26 protein-coding genes are annotated in these 25234 nt (G+C 64.8%); 11 read left to right on the forward strand and 15 right to left on the reverse strand.

Annotated features, from left to right (window positions below; all coding sequences use genetic code 11):
• Window positions 1-3: 3 nt before the first annotated feature.
• The 12 genes from narI to moaA all read right to left on the reverse strand — a co-directional run bounded on the left by narI (window position 4) and on the right by moaA (window position 13292).
• Window positions 4-711 carry a respiratory nitrate reductase subunit gamma gene (gene narI, locus CR919_RS02310; RefSeq protein WP_089235844.1) on the reverse strand — a complete coding sequence of 236 codons (708 nt, stop codon included), beginning with the start codon at window positions 709-711 and terminating at the stop codon, window positions 4-6.
• A complete protein-coding gene (gene narJ / locus CR919_RS02315; protein ID WP_099818663.1) occupies window positions 708-1388 on the reverse strand; it encodes a nitrate reductase molybdenum cofactor assembly chaperone in 681 nt (226 codons plus the stop codon). The genes narI and narJ overlap by 4 nt, the downstream gene beginning before the upstream one ends.
• Window positions 1388-2932: a nitrate reductase subunit beta gene (gene narH, locus CR919_RS02320; protein ID WP_099818664.1), complete on the reverse strand. Its 1545-nt coding sequence runs from the start codon at window positions 2930-2932 to the stop codon at window positions 1388-1390. Before narH ends, narJ begins: the two co-directional genes overlap by 1 nt.
• Complete coding sequence (locus CR919_RS02325) at window positions 2932-6675, reverse strand: nitrate reductase subunit alpha (RefSeq protein WP_099818665.1); 3744 nt, start codon at window positions 6673-6675, stop codon at window positions 2932-2934. Before CR919_RS02325 ends, narH begins: the two co-directional genes overlap by 1 nt.
• 69 nt (window positions 6676-6744) lie before the next feature.
• Window positions 6745-8163 (reverse strand): NarK family nitrate/nitrite MFS transporter, encoded by a 1419-nt coding sequence (locus CR919_RS02330; protein WP_099818666.1) that lies wholly within the window; start codon window positions 8161-8163, stop codon window positions 6745-6747.
• A gap of 144 nt (window positions 8164-8307) precedes the next feature.
• Entirely contained in the window at window positions 8308-8673 is a 366-nt protein-coding gene (locus CR919_RS02335) for a hypothetical protein (protein ID WP_099818667.1), read from the reverse strand.
• Window positions 8670-9218: a molybdenum cofactor guanylyltransferase gene (locus tag CR919_RS02340; protein ID WP_279324030.1), complete on the reverse strand. Its 549-nt coding sequence runs from the start codon at window positions 9216-9218 to the stop codon at window positions 8670-8672. Before CR919_RS02340 ends, CR919_RS02335 begins: the two co-directional genes overlap by 4 nt.
• 93 nt (window positions 9219-9311) lie before the next feature.
• A complete protein-coding gene (locus tag CR919_RS02345; RefSeq protein WP_099818669.1) occupies window positions 9312-9791 on the reverse strand; it encodes a molybdenum cofactor biosynthesis protein MoaE in 480 nt (159 codons plus the stop codon).
• Window positions 9792-9794: 3 nt separating this feature from the next.
• Window positions 9795-10055, reverse strand: coding sequence for a MoaD/ThiS family protein (locus tag CR919_RS02350; RefSeq protein ID WP_049463966.1), 261 nt, complete (start codon window positions 10053-10055; stop codon window positions 9795-9797).
• Window positions 10055-11308, reverse strand: a complete 1254-nt coding sequence (gene glp, locus CR919_RS02355) for a gephyrin-like molybdotransferase Glp (RefSeq protein WP_099818670.1) — start codon at window positions 11306-11308, stop codon at window positions 10055-10057. Before glp ends, CR919_RS02350 begins: the two co-directional genes overlap by 1 nt.
• Entirely contained in the window at window positions 11305-12303 is a 999-nt protein-coding gene (moaCB, locus tag CR919_RS02360) for a bifunctional molybdenum cofactor biosynthesis protein MoaC/MoaB (protein ID WP_099818671.1), read from the reverse strand. The genes glp and moaCB overlap by 4 nt, the downstream gene beginning before the upstream one ends.
• Before the next feature lie 8 nt (window positions 12304-12311).
• On the reverse strand, window positions 12312-13292 hold the full coding sequence (gene moaA, locus CR919_RS02365; protein ID WP_099818672.1) for a GTP 3',8-cyclase MoaA: 981 nt from the start codon (window positions 13290-13292) through the stop codon (window positions 12312-12314).
• A gap of 194 nt (window positions 13293-13486) precedes the next feature.
• On the opposite strand from moaA, the gene CR919_RS02370 reads away from it, so the two are divergent.
• On the forward strand, window positions 13487-13891 hold the full coding sequence (locus tag CR919_RS02370) for a ribonucleotide reductase subunit alpha (RefSeq protein ID WP_099818673.1): 405 nt from the start codon (window positions 13487-13489) through the stop codon (window positions 13889-13891).
• Here CR919_RS02370 and CR919_RS02375 read toward each other — a convergent pair.
• Window positions 13885-14214, reverse strand: a complete 330-nt coding sequence (locus CR919_RS02375) for a hypothetical protein (RefSeq protein WP_099818674.1) — start codon at window positions 14212-14214, stop codon at window positions 13885-13887. The genes CR919_RS02370 and CR919_RS02375 overlap by 7 nt on opposite strands.
• Window positions 14215-14772: 558 nt before the next feature.
• On the opposite strand from CR919_RS02375, the gene CR919_RS02380 reads away from it, so the two are divergent.
• From CR919_RS02380 to CR919_RS02390, 3 genes are all read left to right on the forward strand, one after another.
• Window positions 14773-15147, forward strand: a complete 375-nt coding sequence (locus CR919_RS02380) for a hypothetical protein (protein ID WP_099818675.1) — start codon at window positions 14773-14775, stop codon at window positions 15145-15147.
• A gap of 211 nt (window positions 15148-15358) precedes the next feature.
• Window positions 15359-15859, forward strand: coding sequence for a hypothetical protein (locus CR919_RS02385; RefSeq protein WP_099818676.1), 501 nt, complete (start codon window positions 15359-15361; stop codon window positions 15857-15859).
• Window positions 15856-16671, forward strand: a complete 816-nt coding sequence (locus CR919_RS02390; protein WP_099818677.1) for a hypothetical protein — start codon at window positions 15856-15858, stop codon at window positions 16669-16671. Before CR919_RS02385 ends, CR919_RS02390 begins: the two co-directional genes overlap by 4 nt.
• A 363-nt stretch (window positions 16672-17034) precedes the next feature.
• Here the strand turns inward: CR919_RS02390 and CR919_RS21160 are convergent, their stop codons facing one another.
• On the reverse strand, window positions 17035-17355 hold the full coding sequence (locus CR919_RS21160) for a hypothetical protein (RefSeq protein ID WP_099818678.1): 321 nt from the start codon (window positions 17353-17355) through the stop codon (window positions 17035-17037).
• Window positions 17356-18125: 770 nt separating this feature from the next.
• Between CR919_RS21160 and CR919_RS02410 the strand changes: the two genes are divergently transcribed.
• From CR919_RS02410 to CR919_RS02420, 3 genes are all read left to right on the forward strand, one after another.
• Complete coding sequence (locus CR919_RS02410; RefSeq protein ID WP_243379827.1) at window positions 18126-18746, forward strand: hypothetical protein; 621 nt, start codon at window positions 18126-18128, stop codon at window positions 18744-18746.
• Window positions 18747-18863: 117 nt separating this feature from the next.
• The gene (locus tag CR919_RS02415) at window positions 18864-19232 is read left to right on the forward strand and encodes a hypothetical protein (RefSeq protein WP_243379830.1); all 369 of its coding nucleotides are present in this window, start codon (window positions 18864-18866) and stop codon (window positions 19230-19232) included.
• Between the two features lie 38 nt (window positions 19233-19270).
• Entirely contained in the window at window positions 19271-19801 is a 531-nt protein-coding gene (locus CR919_RS02420) for a hypothetical protein (RefSeq protein ID WP_099818790.1), read from the forward strand.
• Between the two features lie 23 nt (window positions 19802-19824).
• On the opposite strand, the gene CR919_RS02425 is transcribed toward CR919_RS02420, so the two are convergent.
• A complete protein-coding gene (locus CR919_RS02425) occupies window positions 19825-20640 on the reverse strand; it encodes a helix-turn-helix transcriptional regulator (RefSeq protein ID WP_099818680.1) in 816 nt (271 codons plus the stop codon).
• Between the two features lie 77 nt (window positions 20641-20717).
• Between CR919_RS02425 and CR919_RS02430 the strand changes: the two genes are divergently transcribed.
• The 4 genes from CR919_RS02430 to CR919_RS02445 are packed head-to-tail and all read left to right on the forward strand — an operon-like array spanning window position 20718 to window position 25204.
• Window positions 20718-22658, forward strand: coding sequence for an FUSC family protein (locus CR919_RS02430; RefSeq protein ID WP_099818681.1), 1941 nt, complete (start codon window positions 20718-20720; stop codon window positions 22656-22658).
• A 4-nt stretch (window positions 22659-22662) separates the two neighbouring features.
• Window positions 22663-22878, forward strand: coding sequence for a DUF1656 domain-containing protein (locus CR919_RS02435; protein ID WP_099818682.1), 216 nt, complete (start codon window positions 22663-22665; stop codon window positions 22876-22878).
• Entirely contained in the window at window positions 22875-23759 is an 885-nt protein-coding gene (locus tag CR919_RS02440; RefSeq protein ID WP_099818683.1) for a biotin/lipoyl-binding protein, read from the forward strand. Before CR919_RS02435 ends, CR919_RS02440 begins: the two co-directional genes overlap by 4 nt.
• On the forward strand, window positions 23756-25204 hold the full coding sequence (locus tag CR919_RS02445; protein WP_243379832.1) for an efflux transporter outer membrane subunit: 1449 nt from the start codon (window positions 23756-23758) through the stop codon (window positions 25202-25204). Before CR919_RS02440 ends, CR919_RS02445 begins: the two co-directional genes overlap by 4 nt.
• The last annotated feature ends 30 nt before the right edge of the window (window positions 25205-25234 follow it).

Below are 25234 nucleotides of genomic sequence, written 5' to 3' on the forward strand. Positions count from 1 at the left end.
GGCTTACTCCCGCGGCCCGTAACGCAGCGCCGCCTGGCGACGGCGCACCACTTGGTATGGCCGCCACAGATAGCTGACCGGAATGCTCCAGACGTGCACCAGACGGGTGAACGGCGCGATCAGGAACAGGGTCAGGCCCAGGAAGATGTGCATCTTGTAGACCCAGCTGACGCCCTGGATGTAGTCGGCGGCACCGGCACGGAAGGTCACGATGTGCTGCGCCCACTCGGCCAGCTGCACCATTACCCCACCGTCCAGATGTCCGGCCGACACCCGGATGCTGTACAGGCCAAGACAGAGCTGGGCGAACAGCAGCACCAGCACCAGGGTGTCACCGAAGCTGCCGGTGGCGCGCACGCGGGCGTTGGTCAGCCGGCGCACCAGCAGGATACTGATACCGATGAAGCACAACGCACCGAACACGCCGCCCACCACCATCGCCAGCATCTGCTTCTGCGAGGAGGTGATGAAGTGCTCGTACACCGCGTGTGGAGTCAGCAGGCCGACCAGATGACCACCCAGGATGGCCAGGATGCCGATGTGGAAGCAGTTGCTGCCGATCCGCATGCCCTTGTCCGACAGCATCTGGCTGGAACCGGTGCGCCAGGTGTACATGGCCTTGTCATAGCGCGCCCAGCTGCCGATCAGCAGCACCGCCACGGCGATGTACGGGTAGTACTGGAAAGCGAATTGATGCAGGTAGTAGTTCATGGCTGGACCTCTCGATGCACAGGGCGGGCCGGTGAGCGTGTCGGTGGCTTGCAGTCTTCGGCAGGAGCTTCGGCGCCGAAACGCACGGCTTCCTCTTCCCACAGCCTGTCCATCGCCTCGGCCGTATCGTCGCGGGGCTCTTCGCTGGCGCGTTGCCGCAGCGCCTCCAGGTTGACCTTGCCGTCGCCGGCCTCCACCAGAATCTCCAGCAGCGGCACATGCGGCAGCTTGCGCTCGGCGGCGCGCGCGGCCAGCATCCCGGCGATGTGGCCGATGTGGTGCAGCCACTCCCGCGCCTCTGCCTCAGGACGATGCGCCAGGAATTCCAGCAACAGCGGCAGGTAGTCCGGCAGTTCGCGTGCATCCAGCTCGAAGCCGTGCTTGCGGTAGGTTTCCACCAGATCGACCATGGCCTGGCCGCGGTCACGCGATTCGCCGTGGATGTGTTCGAACAGCAGCAGGCTCATCGAACGGCCGCGGTCGAAGGTTGCCAGCCACGCGGCCTGCGCATCCAACGGATCGCTGTCCAGCAGCTGCTGCACGAAGCCACGCAGCTGCCTGCGCCGCGTCGGCGTCAGTGCCACCTCGTCACAGGCCGCCAGCAGTTCCTCGCCGTGCTGCCACAGTTCCTCGCGGGGGTAATCCAGCAGTACCCCCACCAGCTTCAGAACGCTCATCAGACCACCTCCTTGCGGCGGTGGTTGGGCCCGTTGTTCACCACGAAGCTGGTGCTCTTGCGCTGGCCGAACAGGTCGGCCGGGCTGTCGCCGTTGCAGCCGTTGCCGAAGGTGAAGCCGCAGCCGCCGCGTTCGCCGAAGGCGTCGTTGGCGTACTCGCGGTGAGCGCTGGGAATCACGAAACGGTCCTCGTAGTTGGCAATCGCCAGGTAGCGGTACATCTCTTCAACCTGGGCTACGGTCAGTCCGGTCTGATCAAGCACGGCGGTGTCTTCCACGCCGTCCACGTTCTTGGCCCGGCGCCAGGCGCGCATCGCCATCAGACGTTCCAGCGCCCGCACCACCGGTGCCTCGTCACCGGCCGTCAGCATGTTGGCCAGGTAGCGCACCGGAATACGCAGCGAGGCCACGTCCGGCAGTTCGCCACTCATGCCGATGCGGCCACGTTCGGCGGCCGACTGGATCGGCGACAATGGCGGCACGTACCAGACCATCGGCAGCGTGCGGTACTCCGGGTGCAGCGGCAGCGCCAGCTTCCAGTCGATCGCCATCTTGTACACCGGCGACTGCTTGGCCGATTCCAGCCAGCTGTCCGGAATGCCTTCCGCACGTGCAGCAGCAATCACCGCCGGGTCATGCGGGTCCAGGAAGATGTCCAGGTGGGCCTGGTACAGATCCTTTTCGGCGGCCACCGATGCGGCCTCCGCAATGCGGTCGGCGTCGTACAGCATCACGCCCAGGTAGCGGATGCGGCCGACACAGGTTTCCGAACAGATCGTCGGCTCACCCATCTCGATGCGCGGGTAGCAGAAGATGCACTTCTCCGACTTGCCGCTCTTCCAGTTGTAATAGATCTTCTTGTACGGGCACGCCGACACGCACATGCGCCAGCCACGGCACTTGTCCTGGTCGATCAGCACGATGCCGTCTTCCTCGCGCTTGTAGATCGCGCCTGATGGGCACGCCGACACGCACGCCGGGTTCAGGCAGTGCTCGCACAGGCGTGGCAGGTACATCATGAAGGTCTTTTCGAAGGCGCCGTAGATCTCCTTCTGCACTTCATTGAAGTTATAGTCGCGCGAACGCTTGCTGAACTCCGAACCCAGGATCTCTTCCCAGTTCGGGCCCCACTCGATCTTCTGCATGCGCTCGCCACTGATCAGCGAGCGCGGCCGTGCGGTCGGCTGGTGCTGGCTGTCCTTGGCGGTGTGCAGGTTCTGGTAGTCGAAGTCGAACGGCTCGTAGTAATCGTCGATCTGCGGCAGGTCCGGGTTGGCGAAGATCTTGGCCAGCATCCGCCAGCGACCGCCAGCGCGTGGCACCAGCTTGCCGCTGCCGGTACGCACCCAGCCGCCGTTCCACTTCTCCTGGTTCTCCCATTCCTTCGGATAGCCGATGCCCGGCTTGGTTTCAACGTTGTTGAACCAGGCGTACTCGACACCCTCGCGCGAGGTCCAGACGTTCTTGCAGGTGATCGAGCAGGTGTGGCAGCCGATGCACTTGTCCAGGTTCAGCACCATCGCGATCTGTGCACGGACCTTCATCACACCACCTCCTTGGCAACGGCCGGTACGGCCTCGCCATCAAGCCAATCGATCTTGTCCATCTTGCGCACGATCACGAACTCGTCGCGGTTGGTGCCGCAGGTGCCGTAGTAGTTGAAACCGTAGGCCAGCTGCGCGTAGCCACCAATCATGTGGGTCGGCTTGAGCACGATGCGGGTCACTGAGTTGTGGATGCCGCCGCGGGTACCGGAAATCTCCGAACCCGGTACGTTGATGATGCGTTCCTGGGCGTGGTACATCATCGCCATGCCCGGCATCACGCGCTGGCTGACCACCGCTCGCGCGGCGATCGCGCCGTTGACGTTGAACAGCTCGATCCAGTCGTTGTCGACGATGCCGGCATTGCGCGCGTCGTCCTCGCTGATCCACACGATCGGACCACCGCGCGACAGCGTCTGCATGATCAGGTTGTCGCTGTAGGTGCTGTGGATGCCCCACTTCTGGTGCGGGGTGATCCAGTTCAGCACGATCTCCTTGTTGCCGTTCGAGCGCTGGTTGAGCAGCGGCTCGATGGTGCGGGTGTTGACCGGCGGCCGGTAGCTCATGAAGGCCTCGCCGAAATCGATCATCCACTCATGGTCCTGGTAGAACTGCTGGCGACCGGTCACCGTGCGCCACGGAATCAGCTCGTGCACATTGGTGTAGCCGGCGTTGTAGCTGACGTTGTCGTCTTCCAGCCCGGACCAGATCGGTGAAGAGATGATCTTGCGCGGCTGCGCCTGGATGTCACGGAAGCGGATCGCCTCGTGTTCCTTGCCGACCGCCAGATGGGTGTGCTCGCGGCCGGTGAAGCTGCCCAGCGACGCCCACGCCTTCACCGCCACGTGGCCATTGGTTTCCGGGGCCAGGTGCAGGATCACTTCGGCCGCATCGATGGCGGTCGAGATGGCCGGCCGGCCCTGGCTGACGCCCTCCTCGTGCACGGTATGGTTCAACTTGCCGAGGAATTCCACCTCGTGCTTGGTGTCCCAGTTCATGCCCTTGCCGCCATTGCCGTGCTTGTCCAGCAGCGGCCCCAGCGAGGTGAACTTGCGATACAGGTTCGGGTAATCGCGCTCCACCACCGTCATCGACGGCATGGTCTGGCCGGGGATGGCCTCGCACTCGCCCTTCTTCCAGTCGGCCACGCCGAACGGCATGCCCAGCTCGTTGGGGGTGTCGTGCAGGGTCGGCACCAGCACCAGGTCCTTCTCCACGCCCAGCACGCCGGGCGCCATCTCGCTCACGGTGCGCGCAACCTCCTTGAAGATGTCCCAGTCACTGCGCGATTCCCACGCCGGGTCCACCGCCTTCGACAGCGGATGGATGAACGGATGCATGTCCGAGGTGTTGAGATCGTCCTTCTCGTACCAAGTGGCCGTCGGCAGCACGATGTCCGAATACAGCGCGGTGGTGCACATGCGGAAGTCCAGCGTCACCAGCAGGTCGAGCTTGCCTTCCGGCGCCTCGTCGCGCCACTTCACTTCCTCCGGCTTTACCGCGCCCATCTCGCCCAGGTCCTTGCCCTGCAGGCCGTGGCGGGTACCCAGCAGGTGCCGCAGCATGTACTCGTGGCCCTTGCCCGACGAACCCAGCAGGTTCGAGCGCCAGATGAACATCATCCGCGGGTGGTTCTGCTGCGCGTCCGGATCGGCAAAGGCGAAGTCCAGCGAACCGTCCTTGAACTTGCCCAGTGCGTAGTCGGCAGGGGCCACGCCGGCCGCTTCGGCCTCGCGCACCAGCTGCAGCGGATTGCGGTCCAGCTGCGGCGCGCATGGCAACCAGCCCATGCGCACGGCGCGCAGGTTCAGGTCGGCCAGGCTGCCGCTGTACTTGCTGGCGTCGGCCAGCGGTGACAGCAGCTCATCCACCTGCAGCTTCTCGTAGCGCCACTGCCCCGTGTTGAAGTAGAAGAACGACGTGCCGTTCATATGGCGCGGCGGCTTGCTCCAGTCCAGGCCGAACGCCAGCGGCTGCCAGCCGGTCTGCGGGCGCAGCTTTTCCTGGCCCACGTAGTGCGCCCAGCCACCGCCGGTCTGGCCCACGCAACCGCACATGATCAGCATGTTGATCAGGCCTCGGTAGTTCATGTCGTTGTGGAACCAGTGGTTCATGCCCGCGCCGACGATGATCATCGAACGGCCATGGGTCTTGTCGGCGGTACGCGCGAACTCGCGGGCGATCTCGATCACCTCGCCACGCGGCACGCCGGTGATGCGTTCCTGCCAGGCCGGCGTGCCCGGCACGTTCTCATCGAAGCTCTTGGCCACATTGGCGCCGCCGAAACCGCGGTCAACGCCGTACTGCGCCAGCAGCAGGTCATAGACGGTCGCCACCAGGGTCTCGCTGCCATCGGCAGTGGCCAGGCGGCGCACCGGGATGTTGCGGTCCAGTACTTCCTCGGCCGGGGCGGCCGTCCAGCCGTCACTCTCGATGCCACCGAAGTACGGGAAGCTGACCGCCTCGATCCCATCGTTGAAATCGGACAGGCTCAAGCGCAGGCGCGTATCCGCGCCGTTGCTGGCCTTCTCCTCGATGTTCCAGCGACCCTTTTCGCCCCAGCGGAAGCCGATCGAACCGTTCGGCACCACGATCTGGCCACTAGTCTCGTCGTAAGCGAGGGTCTTCCAGTCCGGGTTGTTGGCCTCGCCCAATCCACCCAGCTCACTGGCGCGCAGGAAACGCCCGGCCACCAGGCGGCCATCGGCGCGACGCTCCAGACGCACCAGCATCGGCATATCCGAGTACTGGCGGCAGTAGTCCTGGAAGTACTGCGACGGCGAATCGACATGGAACTCGCGCAGGATCACATGGCCGAAGGCGAACGCCAGCGCAGCATCGGTGCCCTGCTTGGGGTGCAGCCAATGATCGGTCAGCTTTGCCAGCTCGGAATAGTCCGGGCAGATCGAGACCGTCTTGGTCCCGTTGTAGCGCGCCTCGGTGAAGAAGTGCGCATCGGGCGTACGCGTCTGCGGCACGTTCGAGCCCCAGGCGATGATGTAGCGGCTGTTGTACCAGTCAGCCGATTCGGGCACGTCGGTCTGTTCGCCCCATACCTGCGGCGAAGCCGGCGGCAGATCGCAGTACCAGTCATAGAAGGACAGGCAGGCGCCGCCCAGCAGCGACAGGTAACGCGCACCGGCGGCGTAGGACACCATCGACATCGCCGGAATCGGCGAGAAACCGACCACGCGGTCCGGTCCGTACTGCTTCACCGTGTACAGGTTGGAGGCCGCGATGATCTCGTTGGCCTCTTCCCAGTTCAGTCGCACGAAACCGCCCATGCCGCGCCGGGTCTTGTACGAGCGCGCCTTTTCCTTGTCCTCCACGATGCTGGCCCACGCATCCACCGGGCCCTGGGTCCTGCGTGCTTCGCGCCACAGGCGCAGCAGCGTGCCGCGGATCAGCGGGTACTTCAGGCGGTTGGCACTGTACAGGTACCAGGAGTAGCTGGCGCCACGCGGACAGCCACGCGGTTCGTGGTTGGGCAGGTCCGGGCGCGTGCGCGGGTAATCGGTCTGCTGGGTTTCCCAGGTCACCAGACCATTCTTGACGTAGATCTTCCAGCTGCACGAACCGGTGCAGTTCACGCCGTGGGTGGAGCGCACGATCTTGTCGTACTGCCAGCGCTGGCGATAACTGTTCTCCCAGTCACGGCCTTCGCTCTTGGCAAACCCATGGCCATCGGCAAAGGGCTGGGGGTCACGCTTGAAGAACTGCAAGCGATCAAGGAAATAACTCATCGGGGGTCTCCCTTTGCGGACATCTGCATCGTGGCTGTGTGTGTCATCTGGCTGCGGTGCGTTTTCATGTCAGCAGGGCGTCTCTGCGCCGCGCCGGTAGTACCACCACCAGGTCACGGCCAGGCAGGTGACATAGAAAACGACGAACCCGTACAGCGCCATATCGGGGCTGCCGGTCAACGTGATCGAAGAGCCGTAGCTCTTGGGAATGAAGAAGCCGCCGTAGGCACCGATCGCACCGGAGAAGCCCACGACCGCGGCCGACTCGATGCTGGCCTGGTGCGCCGACGCGGCCTTGCCTTCCGCATTGGCACCTGCCGACAGGCGCTCATGCAGCGTGCGGAAGATCACCGGGATCATGCGGAAAGTGGTGCCGTTGCCGATGCCGCTGAGCACGAACAGCGCCATGAAGCTGAAGAGGAAGCCGTAGAAATTGCCGCCCTGGCCATCGCTGGGCAGGAAATGCAGCACGCCGAACACCGCCGCGATCATCAACGCGAACACCCAGAACGTCAGCCGCGCACCACCCCAACGGTCGGCCATGCTGCCGCCGACCGAGCGCATCAGCGCACCCAGCAGCGGGCCGATGAAGGCGTAGGCGAGCGGGTTCACGGCGGGGAACTGGCTCTTCACCAGCATCGGGAAGCCGGCCGAGAAACCGATGTAGGAACCGAAGGTGCCGATGTACAACCAGCACATCAGCCAGTTGTGCTTGCGGCGGAAAATCACCGCCTGTTCCGCAAACGAGGAGCGGGCGCTGGTCAGGTCATTCATGCCGAACCAGGCCGCCACCGCGCAGATCGCAATCGCCGGCACCCAGATGAAGCCGGCATTCTGCAGGTACAACGGCGTACCGCCCTCCACCACCGGCTGCGGCGCACCACCGAGGGCACCGAACACGCCCACGGTGATCACCAGCGGAATCACCGCCTGTGCCACCGACACGCCGACATTGCCCAGGCCGGCATTCAGGCCCAGCGCCAAGCCCTGCTTCTGCTTGGGGTAGAAGAAGGAAATGTTGGACATCGACGAGGAGAAGTTCGCCCCACCAAAGCCACACAGGATCGCGATCACCACGAACACCCAGTAAGGCGTCGCCGGGTTCTGCACCGCAAAGCCAAGCCAGATCGTGGGGGCCAGCAGCGATGCGGTGGACAGCGCCGTCCAGCGGCGACCGCCAAAGATCGGAATCACGAACGAATAGAAGATGCGCAGCGTCGCGCCGGACAGGCTGGGCAGTGCCACCAGCCAGAACAACTGATCGGTGCTGAAGCCGAAGCCGATCTTCGGGAGGCTGATGGTCACCGCCGAGAACAGTACCCAGACCGAGAAGGCCAGCAGCAGCGAGGGGATGGAGATGACTAGGTTGCGGGTGGCGACCCGCTTGCCGGTGCGCTCCCAATAACCGGGATCTTCCGGCGTCCAGTCGCTGATGACGCGACCAGGACTGGCAGTGCTGCGGACAACAGGATCGCTACCGACGGTCATACATGGCTCCAAGGCTGTGGAATGACGTGGGTACTGCTTTCAAGTTGTAACCCGTCGTCATGCAGCCATTAGGCCGTGCCGCAGTAACGACGGGGTTGATCTGGATCAATCAGGCGCGGGTTTCCCCCCTGCCCCTGACAAATGTCAAACCGATGATGCGGAACTGCGGCGGGTCGCCCCGCGCTGGCGCACGCTGTCGCGTACATCCACATCGAACTGCAGCTGCAGCGTGGTGCCGTCGTCCAGGTACAGCGCAAAGGCCAGGCCATCACGGCACGGCAGGCGCCCGGCCAGGTCCTCCACGGAAGACCGTGGCAGCACCAGGCGGCAATCGGTGCCGCTGTCGAGCAGCACGGCCGATTCGCCACCATGCAGCGAAACGGCCGTACCCCAACCACCGCTGCCACCGAACCGGGTCACGTTTTCCACCGTTTCACCGGCCAGCAGCTGCGCGAGCTCGGCCTCGTCCAGGCGCAGGCGCATCGTCTGTTCGTGCAACTGCACCTTCATGAGGCAACGTCCTCCCATTGGGCGGGGGTATTGCAATTGACCAGGGCGCTTTCATCAGCCTGGGCCAGGCGCAGGGTCTGCGCGTCCAGCCGGTGTTGCAGGGCCTGCAGGGAACGCGGACCGAGGGGATCGTGGATCATGTTTTCGAGGATCGTGCGACTTTCATTGTCCACATTAAACAGCATCGGAAGCGGATGCCCGTCAAAGATCGTGCAAGCGCTGCGATGCCCGTCACGCAATTGCCGCAGCAGATCCGGGGTCAGACGGGGCGTATCCACCGGCACCACCCAGGCGGGGCCATCGGGCATCTGCATTGCCACGCTGAACAGGCCGCCCAGCGGCCCGCACCGTGTGATCTGGTCGGGTACGCCGCCGAAGGCCGGGTAACGTCCGCTCACCCAGACGCGGTCTGCCCCGGCCAGCCGCAACGTGCCGCGCATGTGCTCCAGCAGCGCGCGCCCCTGCCAGGGCAGCAGCGCCTTGTCGCGCCCCATGCGGCTGGACAGGCCACCGGCCAGCACGATGCCGGCGATGGTCGTGTTCACGCGGGAAACCCCAGTAGAGCCACGCCATGCGTGGCTGCCCCTGCCGGGCGCGAGGGGAAGGCTCCATCCACGCATGGCGTGGATCTACTGGGGTCAATGGTGGTGCTCATGTGCCGGTTCACTGTCCGCGTGACACAGCGTGCAGCCTTCGCTCCACTCGCTGTCGCCGTCTTCGTAATGTTCCTGTTTCCAGATCGGGCACTGGTGTTTCACCGCCTCGATCAGCTGCCGGCACGCGCGGAACGCTTCATCACGGTGCGGGCTGCCCGCAGCCACCACCACCGCCACATCGCCAATGCCCAGACGGCCCTTGGCATGTGCCACGTACAACTTCAGCTTCGGCCCGAACGTCGCCTCGATCTCCGCCGCCAAGCGCTGGATCTCATTCAGCACCAGCGGTTCGAACAGGTCATAGGTGATGCCGGTCACCGGCCGCCCCACATTGAAGTCGCGTACCTTGCCGATGAACACATCGATGCCGCCGAATGCCGGGTCGGACACCGCTGCGATGCCTTCGGCCGGATCGATGGCGCGCTGCGCGCGGTCCACCACTTTCGCAGTCACGTTGCTCATGGCTCAGCCCCCACTCACCGGCGGCAGGATCGCCACCTTGCCATCGGCGGGCAGCGCCTCGTGGTCACGCAGCACGCGCTGCTGGTCGGCGAAGGCCGAATAGTCCAGCAACCCGGCGCGGAAGCCGGGAAAGCGCACCGGCAACAGCTCACGCAACGCCTGGCGCAGATCGGCCACGGTGCCACCGGCCACCTCCAGCGCGATCTCGCGGCTGGCATCCAGATCGGAAAACGCACCGAACAACTGCAGATTCACCTGTTTCATCATGACTCCTGGTTCGCCAGCTGCAGCGGGTCCTGATGGCCCCAGCCCTGCACGCGCACCGGCGTGCCGGCCGTGGCAAGGTCACCCTCGCCCTCCAGCACCACCCAGGCATTGGCCTGCAGCATGGATTTCAAACGGAACGATTCCTGGCCCGCCAGCACGCGCGCGCTCAAGCGCCCCTGCGCGTCCACTTCCACCCGCGCCCGCGCGTGGAAGCGCAGGCCCGGCGGCTTGCGCACGTCGGCCTGCAACGGCAGCTGCAGCAGCGGCTCGGCGGCCAGACCCAGCAGGCGCCGCAGCACCGGTTCCACGAAGAAGCGCTGCCCCACTGCCGCCGACACCGGGTTGCCGGGCAGGCCAAAATACAGCGCGCCGCCCGGCAGCACCGCGAACAGCAGCGGCTTGCCCGGGCGGATCGCCACTTTGTGGAACACGATGCGGGCGCCACGCGCGCGCAACGCATCGGGAATGAAGTCGTAGCGGCCCGCCGACACCGCACCGGTGCTGACCAGCACCTGCGCCCCTGCCGCCAGCGCGTCATCCAACACGGCATCGAAGGCAGCCACCTCATCGCCCACCGTGCCCTGCCACACCACCTCGGCACCGGCGGCCTGCAGGCGGCCGATCAGATAGGGCCGGTTGCTGTCACGGATCTGTCCGGAGTCCAGCGCCTGCGCCGCTTCGGTCACCAGCTCCTTGCCGGTGGCAATGACAGCGACCTTCGGCCGTGCCACCACCGCGACCTCGGCCACGCCGATGGCATGCAGCAGGGTGCGCGCATTGATGTCCAGCGCCTGCCCGGCCTGCAGCACGCGCTCGCCTTCTTCCACGTCCTGCCCGCGCAGGCGCACGTTCTGGCCAGGCTTCACCGCGCTCTTCAACGCAATGCGGGTCGGCCGGCCATCCTCGCTGGCGAGGATCTCCACGTTCTCGATCGGCACCACCGTATCCAGCCCAACCGGCATGCGCGCGCCGGTCATGATTTCCCAGGCACCTTCGCCGCCCTCGGCACCGGCATCGCCTGCGGCCTGCCAGCCCTGCACCGCAAACCCGGTACCGCTTTCGAAGGGCGTGCCATTGGCGCGCAGCGCGAAGCCGTCCATCGCCGAATTGTCGAACGGCGGCAGCGACTGCCCGCTGATGATGTCCGTGGCCAGGATGCGACCACCCGCCTCATGCAGCGTCAGCCGCTCGGCCGGCAGCGGTGTGGCTGCCTCCATCAAGTGCTGCAGCGCTTCGCTGTAGGCGATCATGCGTGGCCACCGCCATCGACCATCGCCAGCGCGTGGCCCAGCACCGGCGCCAGAATGTCCAGACACTGCGCGGCCGCACGAGGGCTGCCCGGCAGTGCAAATACCAGCATGTCATCCAGCTGCACCACCTCGGCACGGCTCAGCCAGGCCATCGGCGTGTGCTGCGCGCTCAACGCGCGCACCATCTGCGCCAGGCCGTGCACCGGGCGCGCGTTCAACGAACGCAGCGCTTCCGGGGTCAGGTCGCGCGGGCCAAGCCCGGTGCCGCCGGTACACAGGCACAGGCGTACGCCCTCGCCCGCCAGCGCACGCAGGCGGCCCGCCAGTGGTTCGATGCCATCGGGTAGTACTTCGGCAGCCACCACCTCGCCACCGAGCGACTGCAGCCCGCTCACCAGCTTCGGCCCGGACTCGTCGACATACGTGCCCTCGCTCGCGCGATCGCTCAGGGTGATCACCGCGCAGGCCGCACCGTTCAAGCCCTTCGGCGGGCGCGGCCTGAAGCGCTCGCGCTCACCATCGTCCATGCCATCAGGGTGCAGCCACAGGCCGCGCTTGCCGCCTTCCTTGAACAGCAGGCGGATGCCCTCGATACGCAGCGCCGGCTCCACCGGCTTGCTCAGGTCGTACAGGGTCAGCAGTGCGGCGTTCACCCCGGCTAGTGCTTCCATCTCCACACCGGTGCGGGCCTCGCTGGCGCACTCGCACCACACGCGGATCGACTGCCGTTCTGGCACAGGCGCGCAGTACACCTGCACCAGCTCCAGCGGCAGCGGGTGGCACAGCGGCATCAGCAGCGAGGCCATCTTCGCGCCTTGCAGGCCGGCAATCTCGGCCATCACCAGCGCATCGCCCTTGGGCAGGCGGCGCTCGACAATCAGCGGGTAGGCCACCGGTCCGGCATGCAGTTCGCCCACCGCCACCGCGCGGCGGCGGGTAACGCGTTTGTCGCGCACATCGGCCATGTGGAAGGCCGCAGTCAATTCACCACTCATCGTGTTCCTCATCCTCCGATCGACGCCAGGTGCGGGGTCAACCCGGTCTGGCCCTGATGCAATCCGTGCCCGGCCGCTTTCAGGCCAAGCTGTGTGGTGATGCGTGCCAGCAGCGCGTCCTGGTCATCGTCGCTCTGCAGCAGCGGGCGCAGTGGCACGCCGAATTCGCCGAACAGGCACAGCCGCAGGTCGCCCTTGGCGGTGACCCGCAGGCGATTGCAGCCCTTGCAGAAGTCACGCGAATACGGAGCGATGATGCCCACCGTGCCGCAATGCTGCGGGTGGCTGAACTCACGCGCCGGGCCGGCATCGGCCGCGCGCGGGCGCTCATGCCAACCGGCGGCATGCAGCTGGTCGATCACGTGTTCGGCACGCAGGTGGTGCCGCTGGAAATAGGCTTCGTTGTCGCCGGTACGCATCAGTTCGATGAAGCGCACGCTGAAAGGACGGTCGCGCAGGAAGTCCATCCATTGCGGCAGCTCGTCGTCGTTCAGGCCGCGCAGCAGCACCGCGTTGAGCTTGATGGCCGGCAGGCCCAGTGCCTGCGCCATCTCCAGCCCCTGCTGGATTTCCGGCAGGCGGTCGTGGCCAGTGATGGTGCTGAAGCGCTCGCGCTGCAGGCTGTCCATGCTCACGTTCAGCGCGGTCAGGCCGGCGCGGTGCCAGCCCGGCAGGCGGCGCGGCAGCAGCGTGCCATTGGTGGTGATGGCCACCTTGCGGATGCCCGGCACGGCCGCCACCGTGGCAATGATCTCGTCCAGGTCCTTGCGCAGGCTGGGCTCACCACCGGTAAGACGAATCTTGGTCATCCCCAGCATGGCAAACGCGCGCACCAGGCGCGCGATCTCGTCCACCGCCAGGAAGCGCGGGCGGCCATCGGCCTGGTAGCCATCGGGCAGGCAGTAACTGCAACGGAAGTTGCAGGCCTCGGTCAACGACAGGCGCAGGTAGGGAAAGCTGCGCCCGAATCCGTCGGTGAGTTGGCTCATGGCTGGTCCACCTTGTTGTTCCACCGTCTTGCCTGTGCCCGGAACGGCCCGGATACCCTCGCCTGCTGAGACTGACGCCAGCCTACGCGGCAGGCATTGACAACGGGATGACTTAAATCAATCGCCGCCGGCCACGCCGCGCAGGCGTTGTGGCAGCATGCGGCTTTCCGTGCCGTGTGCGTGTGACAGCCATCATGATGATGAACGATTTCCAGCACCTGCTGCAGGCCGCAGGCGAACAGGCCGAACCGCAACGCCTGCTGTTCGTATTCGCCCGCGCCGACCTGCCCGAATCGCCCACCGACGACCAGCGTGACCGACATGACCGCCGCGAAGGCGGCACCCTGTCGCCGGTGCTGTGCGTGGACAAGCTGCCGGCCGAGGTGCCCAGCTTCCAGGCGTTGGCCAGCGAGTCCAGCACCACCGGCGTGGAGTGGGACATGGTGTTCGTGGCGGCGATGGACGGCCGTGCGGGTTTTGCCCCGACCACCGACGAGGCCACCCGCCCGCTGCGGCTGATGGTCAACGCCATCAACGACGGCCAGATCGGCCGCTTCGCCGCCTTCGACCGCAGCGGTGAGCCGATCCAGTTCTATTGAGCCACCAGCTGCAGGGTCAGGAAGAAGATCAGCAGCACCGTGTTCAGGCCCCAGGCCACTGTCAACCCGCGCGCAGCAACGCCCAGATTCGGAGTGCGCGCGGTGGGTGCCGCCCGCCACACCGCCGGAATGATCCAGCCGGTATAGAGCAGCAGCACGGCGAACATCGCCAGCACCAGCGTGGTGCGCTGGTTGGCCAGGGCCCAGAGGGCAACAGCCCAGAGAATGTTGCTGGGAATGACCCCCTGCAGCCAGAAGACGTTCCAGAGGCGTGAACGGCCTTGGGTGTCGGGCGCGGGGTGCAGAGACGCGGTGGCTGTCATAAGTCTCCTTGGTGTTTAGGAAACGTGCTGGGCAAGCCTGCGCTTGGTGGCTGGGAACGTCAAGGCACGACGGAATGGTAGCGCCGGGCCGTGCCCGGCGGAATGCATCCGGGTTCACTGTGATGTCGCCTTCGCCCCGGCCACCCTGCTCACTCCATGCCCACAACCACGACACCTGTCGCAGATTGCCTGGTCGCGCTGGACCAACGCGGCAGCCAGCACTGCCAGTACTTAACAGCGTGGTTCAATGCCGAAAGCGTCTCCAATCGTGAGCTATTTGCAACTCTTCTGATTGGCATTGCATAGCGACGCGGGCTGAGATGGCGTGCCACCGAAAACGGGTGGTCGGGCGTCGAACACCCGTGTTGTTCCTGAGTGATTACGCTTGCCAGTCGGCGTCACCTTGCGTGGCGCCGGCTGGCAATCCGTCTGCCGGCTATGGCGGGCGGTACGTGGGGGCCCCGTGCCCGCCGGCTTGGGATCAACCCGGTGTTCGAACCTCGTACCGTCCGCCACCTCTGTGTGGCGGCTACCGATTGCCTTGCACGGAGCCTCGCCATGAACGGATCTGACCTGCCCCATCTGCACGCCTACAGCGACCCGGCCAACGCCGATGACCTGGCAGAGGCTGTGCCCTGCGTGGATGCGAATACCCTGATTGCCAACCTGAAGCGCATCGGCAAAGGCGCTGCGGCCGACGGGCAGCCCTGGCCGGAGCGGCACCAGTTACCCGGGCGCTGCATGGCACTGGCCGATGCGGATTGCGCGTTGGCCGGGTTGCGGGTGGTGCAGGAGATGCTGCTGGCGGCAGAGCGGACCCGACAGAACGGCGAGCCCGAGGACTATGTGGGCGACCGGGTGATGGAAGGGCTGATGCTGGCGTGCCTGGCGTTGAGTGCGCAGGCTGTGGGGCGGTTGCAGGTGAGCGGGTGATCGCTTCTACGGGTGTCGTCTCTGGCCTCATTTCGGCCCGTCTTTTACCCGCATAAACGCGACGCCCTTCTCATTACCTCCCGTGCCATGGCCACTCCAGACTGCCGTACGCCCCATCGTTCTGGCGGTACGACAATGCTGGCAAAGGCGATCAGGGCAATTGAATCGCTCGCCCTTTCAGAGTTGCGCAGACGGAGTCATCAGAAAACCAATGCAGAATTTCAAGAGCACCTTGGCGCTGCTCGTGGCCACCGGTTGCAGCGTGGCCCCAAACATGGCGCACGCGTTCCAGCTGGTCAGAGAAGAGGCCGATGTCAGGCTCATAGATGGCACACCCGCGATCTGCATCCCGCAAAAAGCGAGGCGGTCGTTCCCGGTGGCCAACCTGCTACTGATGGAGCACTACACACTCCAACACGAAAGCTGGGCCATCAGCCTGAAGGACGACGCCAAGCCGACGAAGCTAAGGCCTGGCAATTGCATTTCATACGGCTCAACGCCAGACGGCTACGAGCGGGATGGGCCAGAAGACAACAGGGAGAATGTTCAATTGAAATTGAACACAACCTACTACTTTCAAGCAATCCGATACATTCCAAATCTCTGGTACTTTCATACCGCAATCTATGAAGCCACATTCTGCCTCAAGACGGATGCCGACGGAGCTCTCAGCATTCAGAAGAAATCAGCATGCCCCGACTACAGCAGATGAAATTTCCCATCCCGGCATCAATCCTCGCCCTCCTGCTTCTCAGCGGCTGCCGCCATACCCCGGGCAGGGAGTTACCGGACCGAGGCTTGTCGCCCACCACGGATGCAGGCGTGGTCAATGTGACCATCAAGGTCCCCACGGAGCTCGATACGATGGAAATGCGAGTCATTTACCGATCAAAGACTTGCACCTTCACCGATCATACTGCCTCCGGAATTCCCTATGATCGAGATGGCTATCAGCGGATGGACTTGAAGCCCATCCAGCAGGAGCAGAGCAGACTGTTCGAGGCTAAAGTGCCGGTGAATGGAGGTGGTGCCTGCAACTGGGAACTGAGCAATATCACCTTCGGCGCGGAGTACAAAGACACCTCCGCGTTTGGCGAGGGCATTGCATCCGGCCTTCCTGCCGGCATGACTGTCATTTTTTATGACAACAATTCGCCCAACGGCCGCTGGGATATCAAAGTCGACGGAGATCTGACAGTTGTGCGGGACTACTACCCATGGCTCAGTGAGAGGTTCCTTGGAGGCCATACAAAGTCAATGAGCCTGATCACGAACGGGGATTACTACCTAACTTACAAGGCACCTGATGCCCGCAATGTCCATTTCGAACCCATCCTACATTCGCAGTTCCTCACGCGATCCGTGGGACCTAAAGTCAAAGCCAAAGGCAACAGCACGATCTTCTATTATCCAGATGGCAGCAATTCGTTCGAAGCTTACGTCTCGCCGAATCACGCGAAACTGCAGGCAATCCGGATGGCTGCCGAAGCGCAGCGCCAGGCCCTGTCCGATTCCGAAGGGTGAATGCCATGCGCTACGCCCTTCAGCGAAGACCGCTTTCAGCAGGCGTCAGTGCTCGCTGAAAGCGCTCCTCAGATCGACGCCGATGATCGGTGAGAGGTCCACCTTGCACAGCTCCAGCTCGAAGAGCTGATCGTGATTGTCCAGACACAGGGTGACTCTCACCGGCATCGGCATCGGCATCGGCAAGCTTTACAACGGCAATGTCACAGCCTAAGACCTAAGTCGTGCTGGACAGCAACAACACGCCCCCGAATCCGACGACATCCACGCACGCCACCTGGGCGAGCACGAGATCCTTCAACAATCGTTCGGACAGTTCGAACCTATCAGGCAGTCTCTGGATGAGGGGCACCTCGCCGGAGATTAGGAATCTGGACATCGGGCATCCTTCTTTCCGGATAGAGCAACCAGGAAGATCAGAACAAGCGCGATGCACACTGTCACGTTGAACAAGAGAATCGGTCGTATGGCGAGGTAGAGCTCACCGACTCCCACGGAATACGAACCATGATTGGACTGCGAGCCCAGCGCTCTGGCAATGATCTGAATCCAGACAAGCGAAGCCATCTGAACCGCAATGATTCCAATCGCGGAGAAGAGCCTTCTGGTGGGAGTTCTACCAACCATTGCGAAATACGCGAGCACCGAGAGGGCCGCATAGAAAACAACCAACATCCAAGTCATCCCACCTCCCCTGCGGAAACTTCAGCGCTCACGCACCCCGTGCTCGCCGCACTTTGGCCAGACCTTCTCTGGCGCGATGAAACCGTTTGCTGCGCCTTGGCAAGCCACGGTCAACACCTCTTTCCACCGCCGGCATGAATCCATGCACGCCGATGTAGCGATCATACGATGCATTGGCGCTGACACGATGTTCGATCGTCAGCTGATGCTCCAACATCATGGGCGATCTGTACTGACGGAAACGGAGCCGTCCTCCCCCATCCAGACGTTCACATACGAATCTGGCGGAGGTATGCGATTGATCGACGATCCCGCAGGAAGAATCTCCCAGTTGGTGATCGAGCCGCAGACTGTTTTATGAATCAACCTGCGACCATCCAACCCCCGTCTGGCGAGCTCGGCAACAACCACTTCAGGAGGGTGGCGATCAAAGCCCTTGTAGGCAGTGCAGGTCTTTCCCGTCTGACCCATGGGGTACGTTGAACTCTCCACCTCGTCCCGGCACCCCGGCTGGGCCAGGACGAGCAGGAGGGTGATCAGTAGCCGAGTGCATCGCATTGCCTGCCGCTCCTTCGAAGCGTACATCCCACACTGGACAACCCTCTCTGGACGACATTCCGTGCGGATGAAGACGGATTCCCCATATAGCCACGAGTATAGACAATGGAAGCGGTTGCCGATCCTGTTCGGGGTCAGATCCTCTTTCCAGAATGTGCCCCACCCAATATCCGTGATAGCGTGCGCCATCACAGTCTCCAACAGGTGCAAGGATGCGCAGCAGGATTGGATATGCCCTGGTCATCACCTCCGCTTTCCTGGCGGCGGACGCGACGGCAGCACCGCCGGCCGCAACTCCCAGCGATCGGGCCCAGGACTTCGTGCAGACACAGGCGATCTCGGCGCGCTGCCAGAAGATCCTGCCTGGCCTGAAACTACAGTTGCAGGACGGCCGCGAACGTTGGCTGTCGACCTTCGATCCCGCGCAGCTTCAGGTGGCGCAGGCCTACGCTGCCAGCAAGGAGGGAAAGAGGCTCGGCAATGAGGTCGAACGTGATGCCTCCCGAGCCTTTGGCCGCAATACGCTGTCTGCCGCCGCGACCTGCATCAGCCTTCTGGGCGAGTATTCGCCGGCCCATCCCCTGCCGACTGGCTCGGCAATGCCGGCCGAGAGAGTGCAGCATTACATGTTCCATTTCACGCCGATGGCACTGGCAAGGCTGCAATGCGCGCGCCTGGACGGGATCGATGTAGCAACGCAAGCGGACGGCTCGGAGACTTGGCAGTACCGGGCCTGCGGCCGGGTGGAAACCGTGCGCATGGCGCCGGCCGGTCAATCGTGGTCGATGACCGATGCGGATCGAAACCGTCTTTTCCAGGCCTTGACCCAGTAGGTCGCGAGGCAAGGCATGGCAGCAATGACGTTCCGACAACTTGCCAGAAGCAGCACGAGGCTGCTCCTCCTCTTCGCACTCTGCTTGATACTTGCCTCCTGCGATCTGGATCTGGTGATGGACAGCTCCTACGCCACGAAGCAGGAAGCCGTCGACGCCGAGATGATTGCCAAGGGCTGGATTCCCGCGTGGGTGCCCGAGGAGGCGACCGACCTGCGTGAGGTGCACGACCTCGATTCAAACGTGAGCGCGCTTGCCTTCAGCAAACCACGCAGCAAGCAGTTGTTGTTGCCGCCCGGTTGCCGGCCCGTCGACCACAGCGCTACCCAGCCGGCGCTGTTCAATCGAAGCTGGTGGCCGAGTGAGACCGCTCTGAAGCGCTCCTATACCTTCTTTCGTTGCGAGCCCGAATTCGGCAAGTCGATCTTCGTCGCAACAAGCAGCACAGGCAATCGCGTGCTCTTCTGGCGCACGTACGCTCGCTGATGCGCATGCCCGCCCTCCCCTTCAACCCGACACTACAGATGCACATTCCAGGAACGGTCCTCACCACCCTCGCCCTTTGCCTGTTGCCCTGCCTTCCGGCCTACGCAGAGCAAAGCACGCCTGCCGATGTGCAAGCGATCGAACAGGTGATCGAGTCCTTCCGCACCTCGCTGATCAACAAAGACAAGCCGACCTACATGGCGCTGTTCTTCTCTGACAAGCCGGAAGACATTGGCTGGCAGTTGGTGTCCGAGGACCGGCGATTGGCGGACATCCGCAGGGCCAAGCCCGATGCGATCAAGGCACGAAATATCCCATCGAACAACTTCATCTCGCTCATCGATGAGGCCGTGGCCACTGCAGAGCCACGAGAGGAGAAGTTCTTCAACACGAAGATCGACACAGACGGCGATGTGGCATCGGTGTCGTTCGACTACAGCTTCCACGCCAATGGCGCGAAAGAAAACTGGGGCAGGGAAATGTGGCAGCTGGTCCGCACCGAGCAAGGCTGGAAGATCTTTTCAGTGATCTATTCGATACGCGACAAACGCAGTTCCGCGGAGAGCTGATACTTCCTTTCAGCCAGTCAACGTCAATCGCCACGAGTAGCAGAATCCTGATTCCGCAGCCGCGCCGCAAAGTACCGCGTAGGCGACTGCCCCAGCGCTTTCTTGAACATCGTGATGAACGCTGTCACCGACTCGTAGCCCAGGGTTTCAGAAACCCGCTGCACCGCCGCGCCGCCGGCAAGCTCGCGAATCGCAACCAGCAGGTGCAGTTGCTGCCGCCAGCGCCCGAACGACAGACCGGTTTCCCGATCAATCAACCGAGTCAACGTGCGCTCGCCCAGTGCCAGGCGTTTGGCCCATCCACTGATGGTGCTGCGGTCGGCCGGATTGGCCGACAGCGCCGCAGCCAGCGCACGGATCTTGGGGTGATCGCTCACCGGCAGGTACAACCGCTCGGCCGGCATCTGCACCAGTTCGTCCAGCAGCACACGCGCCAGCCGATCGGTGTGCCCGCCGCGCGGGTAGTCCTGCGGCACATCGGCCAGGTGCAGGATCATCTCGCGCACCATCGGTGAGATCGACAGGGTCACGCAGTGCAGCGGCAGGTCGACGACGCCCGGCTCGACGAACAGGTAGCAGAGGCGCGCGTTGGCGGTCGCACGGTTGCTGTGCGGCAGGCTGCCGGGAATCCACACGCCGCACTGCGGTGGCACGATCCACAGGGCATTGGCCACCTCGCAGGTTACCGCGCCATGAAGCGCCAGGATCAGCTGTCCCTTGCGGTGGTCGTGCACCGGAATCTCAGCATCGTGGTCGGCCACCTGCAGGCGGCTGGCCACTGCCGGCCGATCCGTCGCGTCCGGGTCCAGATCAAAGCCAGGCAACGAGATGCGAGTCATTCTCAATGACCAGATTCAGCGATAGGCTGGCATTCTAGCGAAATTCGGCTGCAGGCCTCGCTGAATACGATGGCGGCATGCAGATTCCCGCCCCTACCCGCCCCTGGCTTTCGCGCCCGAGCGCGCTGCTGACGTCGCCCGCATTGAAGGTCGACCGCGAAGCGGTGCTGTTCTCGCTCAAGTGCCTGCTCGCCGCGATCCTCGGGCTGTATGTCTCGCTGCGCATCGGCCTGACCCGCCCATTCTGGGTGATCGGCACGGTCTATCTGGTGTCGCAGCCGATGTCCGGCGCAACGCTCAGCCGGGGCCTGTTCCGCCTGCTGGGAACCGTCGGCGGTGCGGTTGCTACGGTGCTGCTGGTGCCGCGGTTCGCCAACGCGCCCTTGGTGCTGAGCGTGGTGCTGGCGGCCTGGATGGGCCTGTGCCTGTACCTGGCCATGCTCGACCGCACACCGCGTGCGTATGCCTTCCTGCTGGCCGGGTACACCACCAGCCTGATCGGTTTCCCGGCGGTGATGGTGCCCGGTGACGTCTTCACCATTGCCATCACCCGCGTGCAGGAGATCTCCATCGGTATTCTTGCGGCAACGCTGGTCCACGGGCTGGTGCTGCCGCGCCGGGTTTCGCCGCGTGTGCACGCGCGTGTGGCGTCGATCCTCGGCGATGCGGAACGCTGGACGCAGGACATGCGCGCAGGCGCCCAGGAGACGGTACTTGCGGAGGATCGCTCCAAGGTGGCCGCGGACCTGCTCGAACTGCACACGCTGTCCATCCACCTGCCGTTCGACAGCGCCCACGGCGTTGCCCAGGTGCAGATCCTGCGCGCACTGCATGACCGGATGCTCGATGTGCTGATGCTGTCCAGCGCGGTGGACGAATCGATGGCCCAGCTGCGCGCGCAGCCTGTTGGCACGACAGACACAGCATGGCCGGACCTGCTGCGTGCAGCGCTTTGCACACGTCAGGCCGAACTCGATGCTGCGCATCACGACTGCCGGCTGCTGGAAGAGCAGCTGCACGACGCCCGCCCGGACTGGCGCCGGCGTGTGCCCGTGCACCTTGCCAGCAAGGCGAATGGCCACGTGCTGCACCGTGATCACCGCATCGCCCTGCGCAGCGCTTTGGGTGCTTTCGTCGGCATCGTACTGAGCTGCGCGCTGTGGATCGCCACCGCGTGGTCCGATGGTGCAACCGCCGTCTCCATCATCGGCACGGCCTGCGTGTTGTTCGGGACCGCCGAGGCACCTGCGGGGCATGTCATGCGTTACCTGATCGGGTCGACCATCGGCGTGGTCATTGGGCTGTTCTACGCGCTGGTGATCTTTCCGGGCCTGTCCGATTTCGTCGGCCTGGCCATGACGCTGGCGCCCGCGCTGCTGCTGTGTGGCTCGTTCCTCGCCCGCCCGCCGTTCATCATGGCGGCGTTGGGGGTAGTGCTCACCTTCCCGCTTATTGCAGGATTGGGCGCGACCAACGCCAGCAACATCGTGGGTGCGCTCAACAGCGGCGTCGCGCTGTTCGTCGGCACGGCGGCGGCGCTGTGCAGCATGTCGCTGTTGCAGACCCTGGACAGCAATCGCAGCCGCGCGCGCCTGCAGGATGTGATCAGGCGGGACATCGCCCGTCGAGCGGCCGGGCAGGTGCGAAATGCCAGCGACTGGACCAGCCGCATGGTGGATCGGCTTGCGCTGCTTGCTCCTCGCCTGCGCGGCCGTGCGGATGCGGCCCGCACATTGCGGACGATGTTTGCAGACATGCGCGCGGCCAGTGCCGTGGCCGAATTGCGTGTGATCGGCAGGACGCTCAAGGACCGGAGCAGCCGCGAGTGGCATGCGCTGCTGATGCACAGGGCCATCGCCCACTTCCGCACTCCCGCTCCCCGCCTGGTGAATGCGCCGCTGCTGGAATCGCTCGAACGCACACGCGACGCCGTCAGCACTGGCAGCGCGCCCGGAACCGAGCATGTTCTTGCACTGCTTTCCGGCCTGCGCCGCGACCTGCTCGCTCATGAGGCCTGATGCGATGTTCTCCGATATCTCCATCGATGGCGTCTTCGTTCCCGGCCTGCTGGCGGTGGCGCTCATCGCGCTGGCCCTGTCGATGATGGCCTCGCGGCTGCTGGCAAGCCTCGGGCTGTACCGGCTGTTCGCCTATCGCCCGCTGGTGGGTCTTTCGCTGTTCGTGATCCTGGCGGAGCTGTTGATCCAGCTCGCGCCCCTGTTCGAGAAACTGAAATGAAACACGTGCTGAGTGTCCTTGGCCGCTGGAGCGCAACGCTCTGCCTGTTCGCCGTCGCCGTCATCGCGGCCCTGTCCCTGTGGAGCCGATACGAAACGCAGCCCTGGACGCGCGATGGCCGGGTGCGCGCGGATGTGATCCGCGTGGCGTCGGACATGGGCGGACTGGTGACCCAGGTGCTGGTGCAGGACAACCAGCGGGTGAAAGCCGGGCAGCTGCTGCTGGTGCTGGACCAGCCGCGCTACGCCGCCGCGCTGGAGAAGGCGGATGCTGCGGTGAGCAGCGCGCAGGCCACGCTCACCCTCGCCCGCCGTGAATCGAAGCGGGATCTGGCGCTGGGCAACCTGGTCGCCTCGGAGACACGCGAGCGCAATGCGGCCAAGGTCGATACCGAAGTGGCCGGTCTGGCGCAGGCCCGTGCGGAGCGGCGGGTGGCACTGTTGAACGTGCAGCGCACCGAAGTGCGCGCCAGCGCCGCTGGCACCGTCACCAACCTCGATCTGCACCCGGGCGACTTCCTGCAACCGGGTGCCCAGGCCCTGGCCCTGATCGACAGCAGCAGCCTGAGGGTCGAGGGCTATTTCGAGGAAACCAAGCTCAACTGCATCAGCGAAGGCGATGCTGCGGTCGCGCGCCTGATGGGCGATGGCCGCAACGTGCATGGGCATGTGGAGAGCATCGCCGCCGGTATCGCCGACGACCAGCGCTCGAGCACCCACAACCTGCTGCCGTCGGTCGCGTCGACCTATACCTGGGTGCGGCTGGCGCAGCGGATACCGGTCCGCATCCGCCTGGATGACGTTGCCCCGGACACCCGCCTGATCGTCGGCAGAACCGCCAGCGTGACCATCACTCCGCGCGTGCAAGGGGCCTGCAAGTGATCGGCACCGCATCACGCGCGGGCGTGCTCGCCTGTGCGCTGTCGCTGGCCGGCTGCGTGTCCGGCCCTGACTACACACTTCCCGCCAGCGCGGTCGCCGCCGCCCCGGCTGCCCGCCGCGCATTCGTATCGGGGCCCGAGGCGGCCTACACACAGGCCGAGCCGCCAGATCGCTGGTGGCAGCTGTACGACGATCCACGGCTCAATGCCTACGTCAGCGAAGCGCTGCGGGCCAACACCGATCTGCGCGCGGCCGACGCCAACCTGCGCCGCGCCACGGCGCTGGTGCTGCAGGCCCGGGCCGAGGGCTCGGTAGGCACCGACGCCGACGCATCGGCCACGCTGGCCCGCGCCGGGGGATACACCTCCCCTTCCTCGCCACCGCAGGTGTACGCGCTCGGCATCCACCTGTCCTACCCGCTGGATCTGGCCGGTGGCATCCGCCGCGGCATCGAGGCCGCCAACGCGGATGCAGAGGCCGTCGCTGCGGCACGTGACCAGGTGCGGGTGGTTGTCGCCGCCGCCGTCACCCGCGCCTATGTCGGCATCTGTTCGACCAACCTTACCCTGGCGGCGACGCAACGGGTGCTCGATACGCAGCGCGCCACGTTGGACGCCACCACCCGCTTGGCGGCCGGCGGACGCGGAACCGAATTTGACGTGAGCCGGGCGCGCGCGGCGCACAACCGCAGCGCGGCGGCTGTGCCGCATCTGGTTGCCGAGCGGCAGGCGGCCCTGTTCGAACTGGCAGCGCTGATGGGCCGACTGCCAGCGGACTACCCGCAGGACGTCGCCAACTGCCAACAACCGCCGCGCCTGCAGCAGCTGATTCCTGTCGGCGATGGCAGCCAGCTGATCCAGCGTCGCCCGGATATCCGTGCGGCGGAGCGCCGCTTGGCGGCCGCCACTGCGATGATCGGCGTGGAAACGGCGGCACTATATCCCCAGGTGAGCATCGGCGCGTCCGCTGGCATGGCAGGTTCATTCAAGAAGCTGCTGGGCAGCGACAGCATCGGCGCGTCCATCGGACCGCTGCTGTCGTGGCGCTGGCCGAACCGCCGCGCAACCCACGCACGGATCGACGCTGCCGGGGCCAACGCCGATGCTGCGCTGGCATCGTTCGATGGCGCGGTGCTGGATGCGTTGCGGCAGACCGAAACCGCGCTGTCGGCGTATGCGCAGGAGATCGATCGCGAGCACAGCCTTGCCCTCGCCCGCGACGACGCGGCACGTGCGAGCGGCCAGGCCGGGCAACTGTACCGGTTCGGCAGGATCGGCTTCCTTGATGTGCTGTCAGCCGAAGCCGCGCTGGCCGATGCAGAATCCGCACTCGCAGCCTCGCGTGCGCAGCGGGTGGACCGTCAGGTGGATCTGTTCCTGGCGCTGGGCGGGGGTTGGGCCGAGACAGGCAATCGGACACTCGCCCCGGGTGGTACACAGGACTGATGGACGAGCGGTTCACGTGCAGCCAACCAT

The organism is Stenotrophomonas sp. LMG 10879 (assembly GCF_002750935.1).
In the GTDB taxonomy this organism is placed as follows: domain Bacteria; phylum Pseudomonadota; class Gammaproteobacteria; order Xanthomonadales; family Xanthomonadaceae; genus Stenotrophomonas; species Stenotrophomonas lactitubi_B.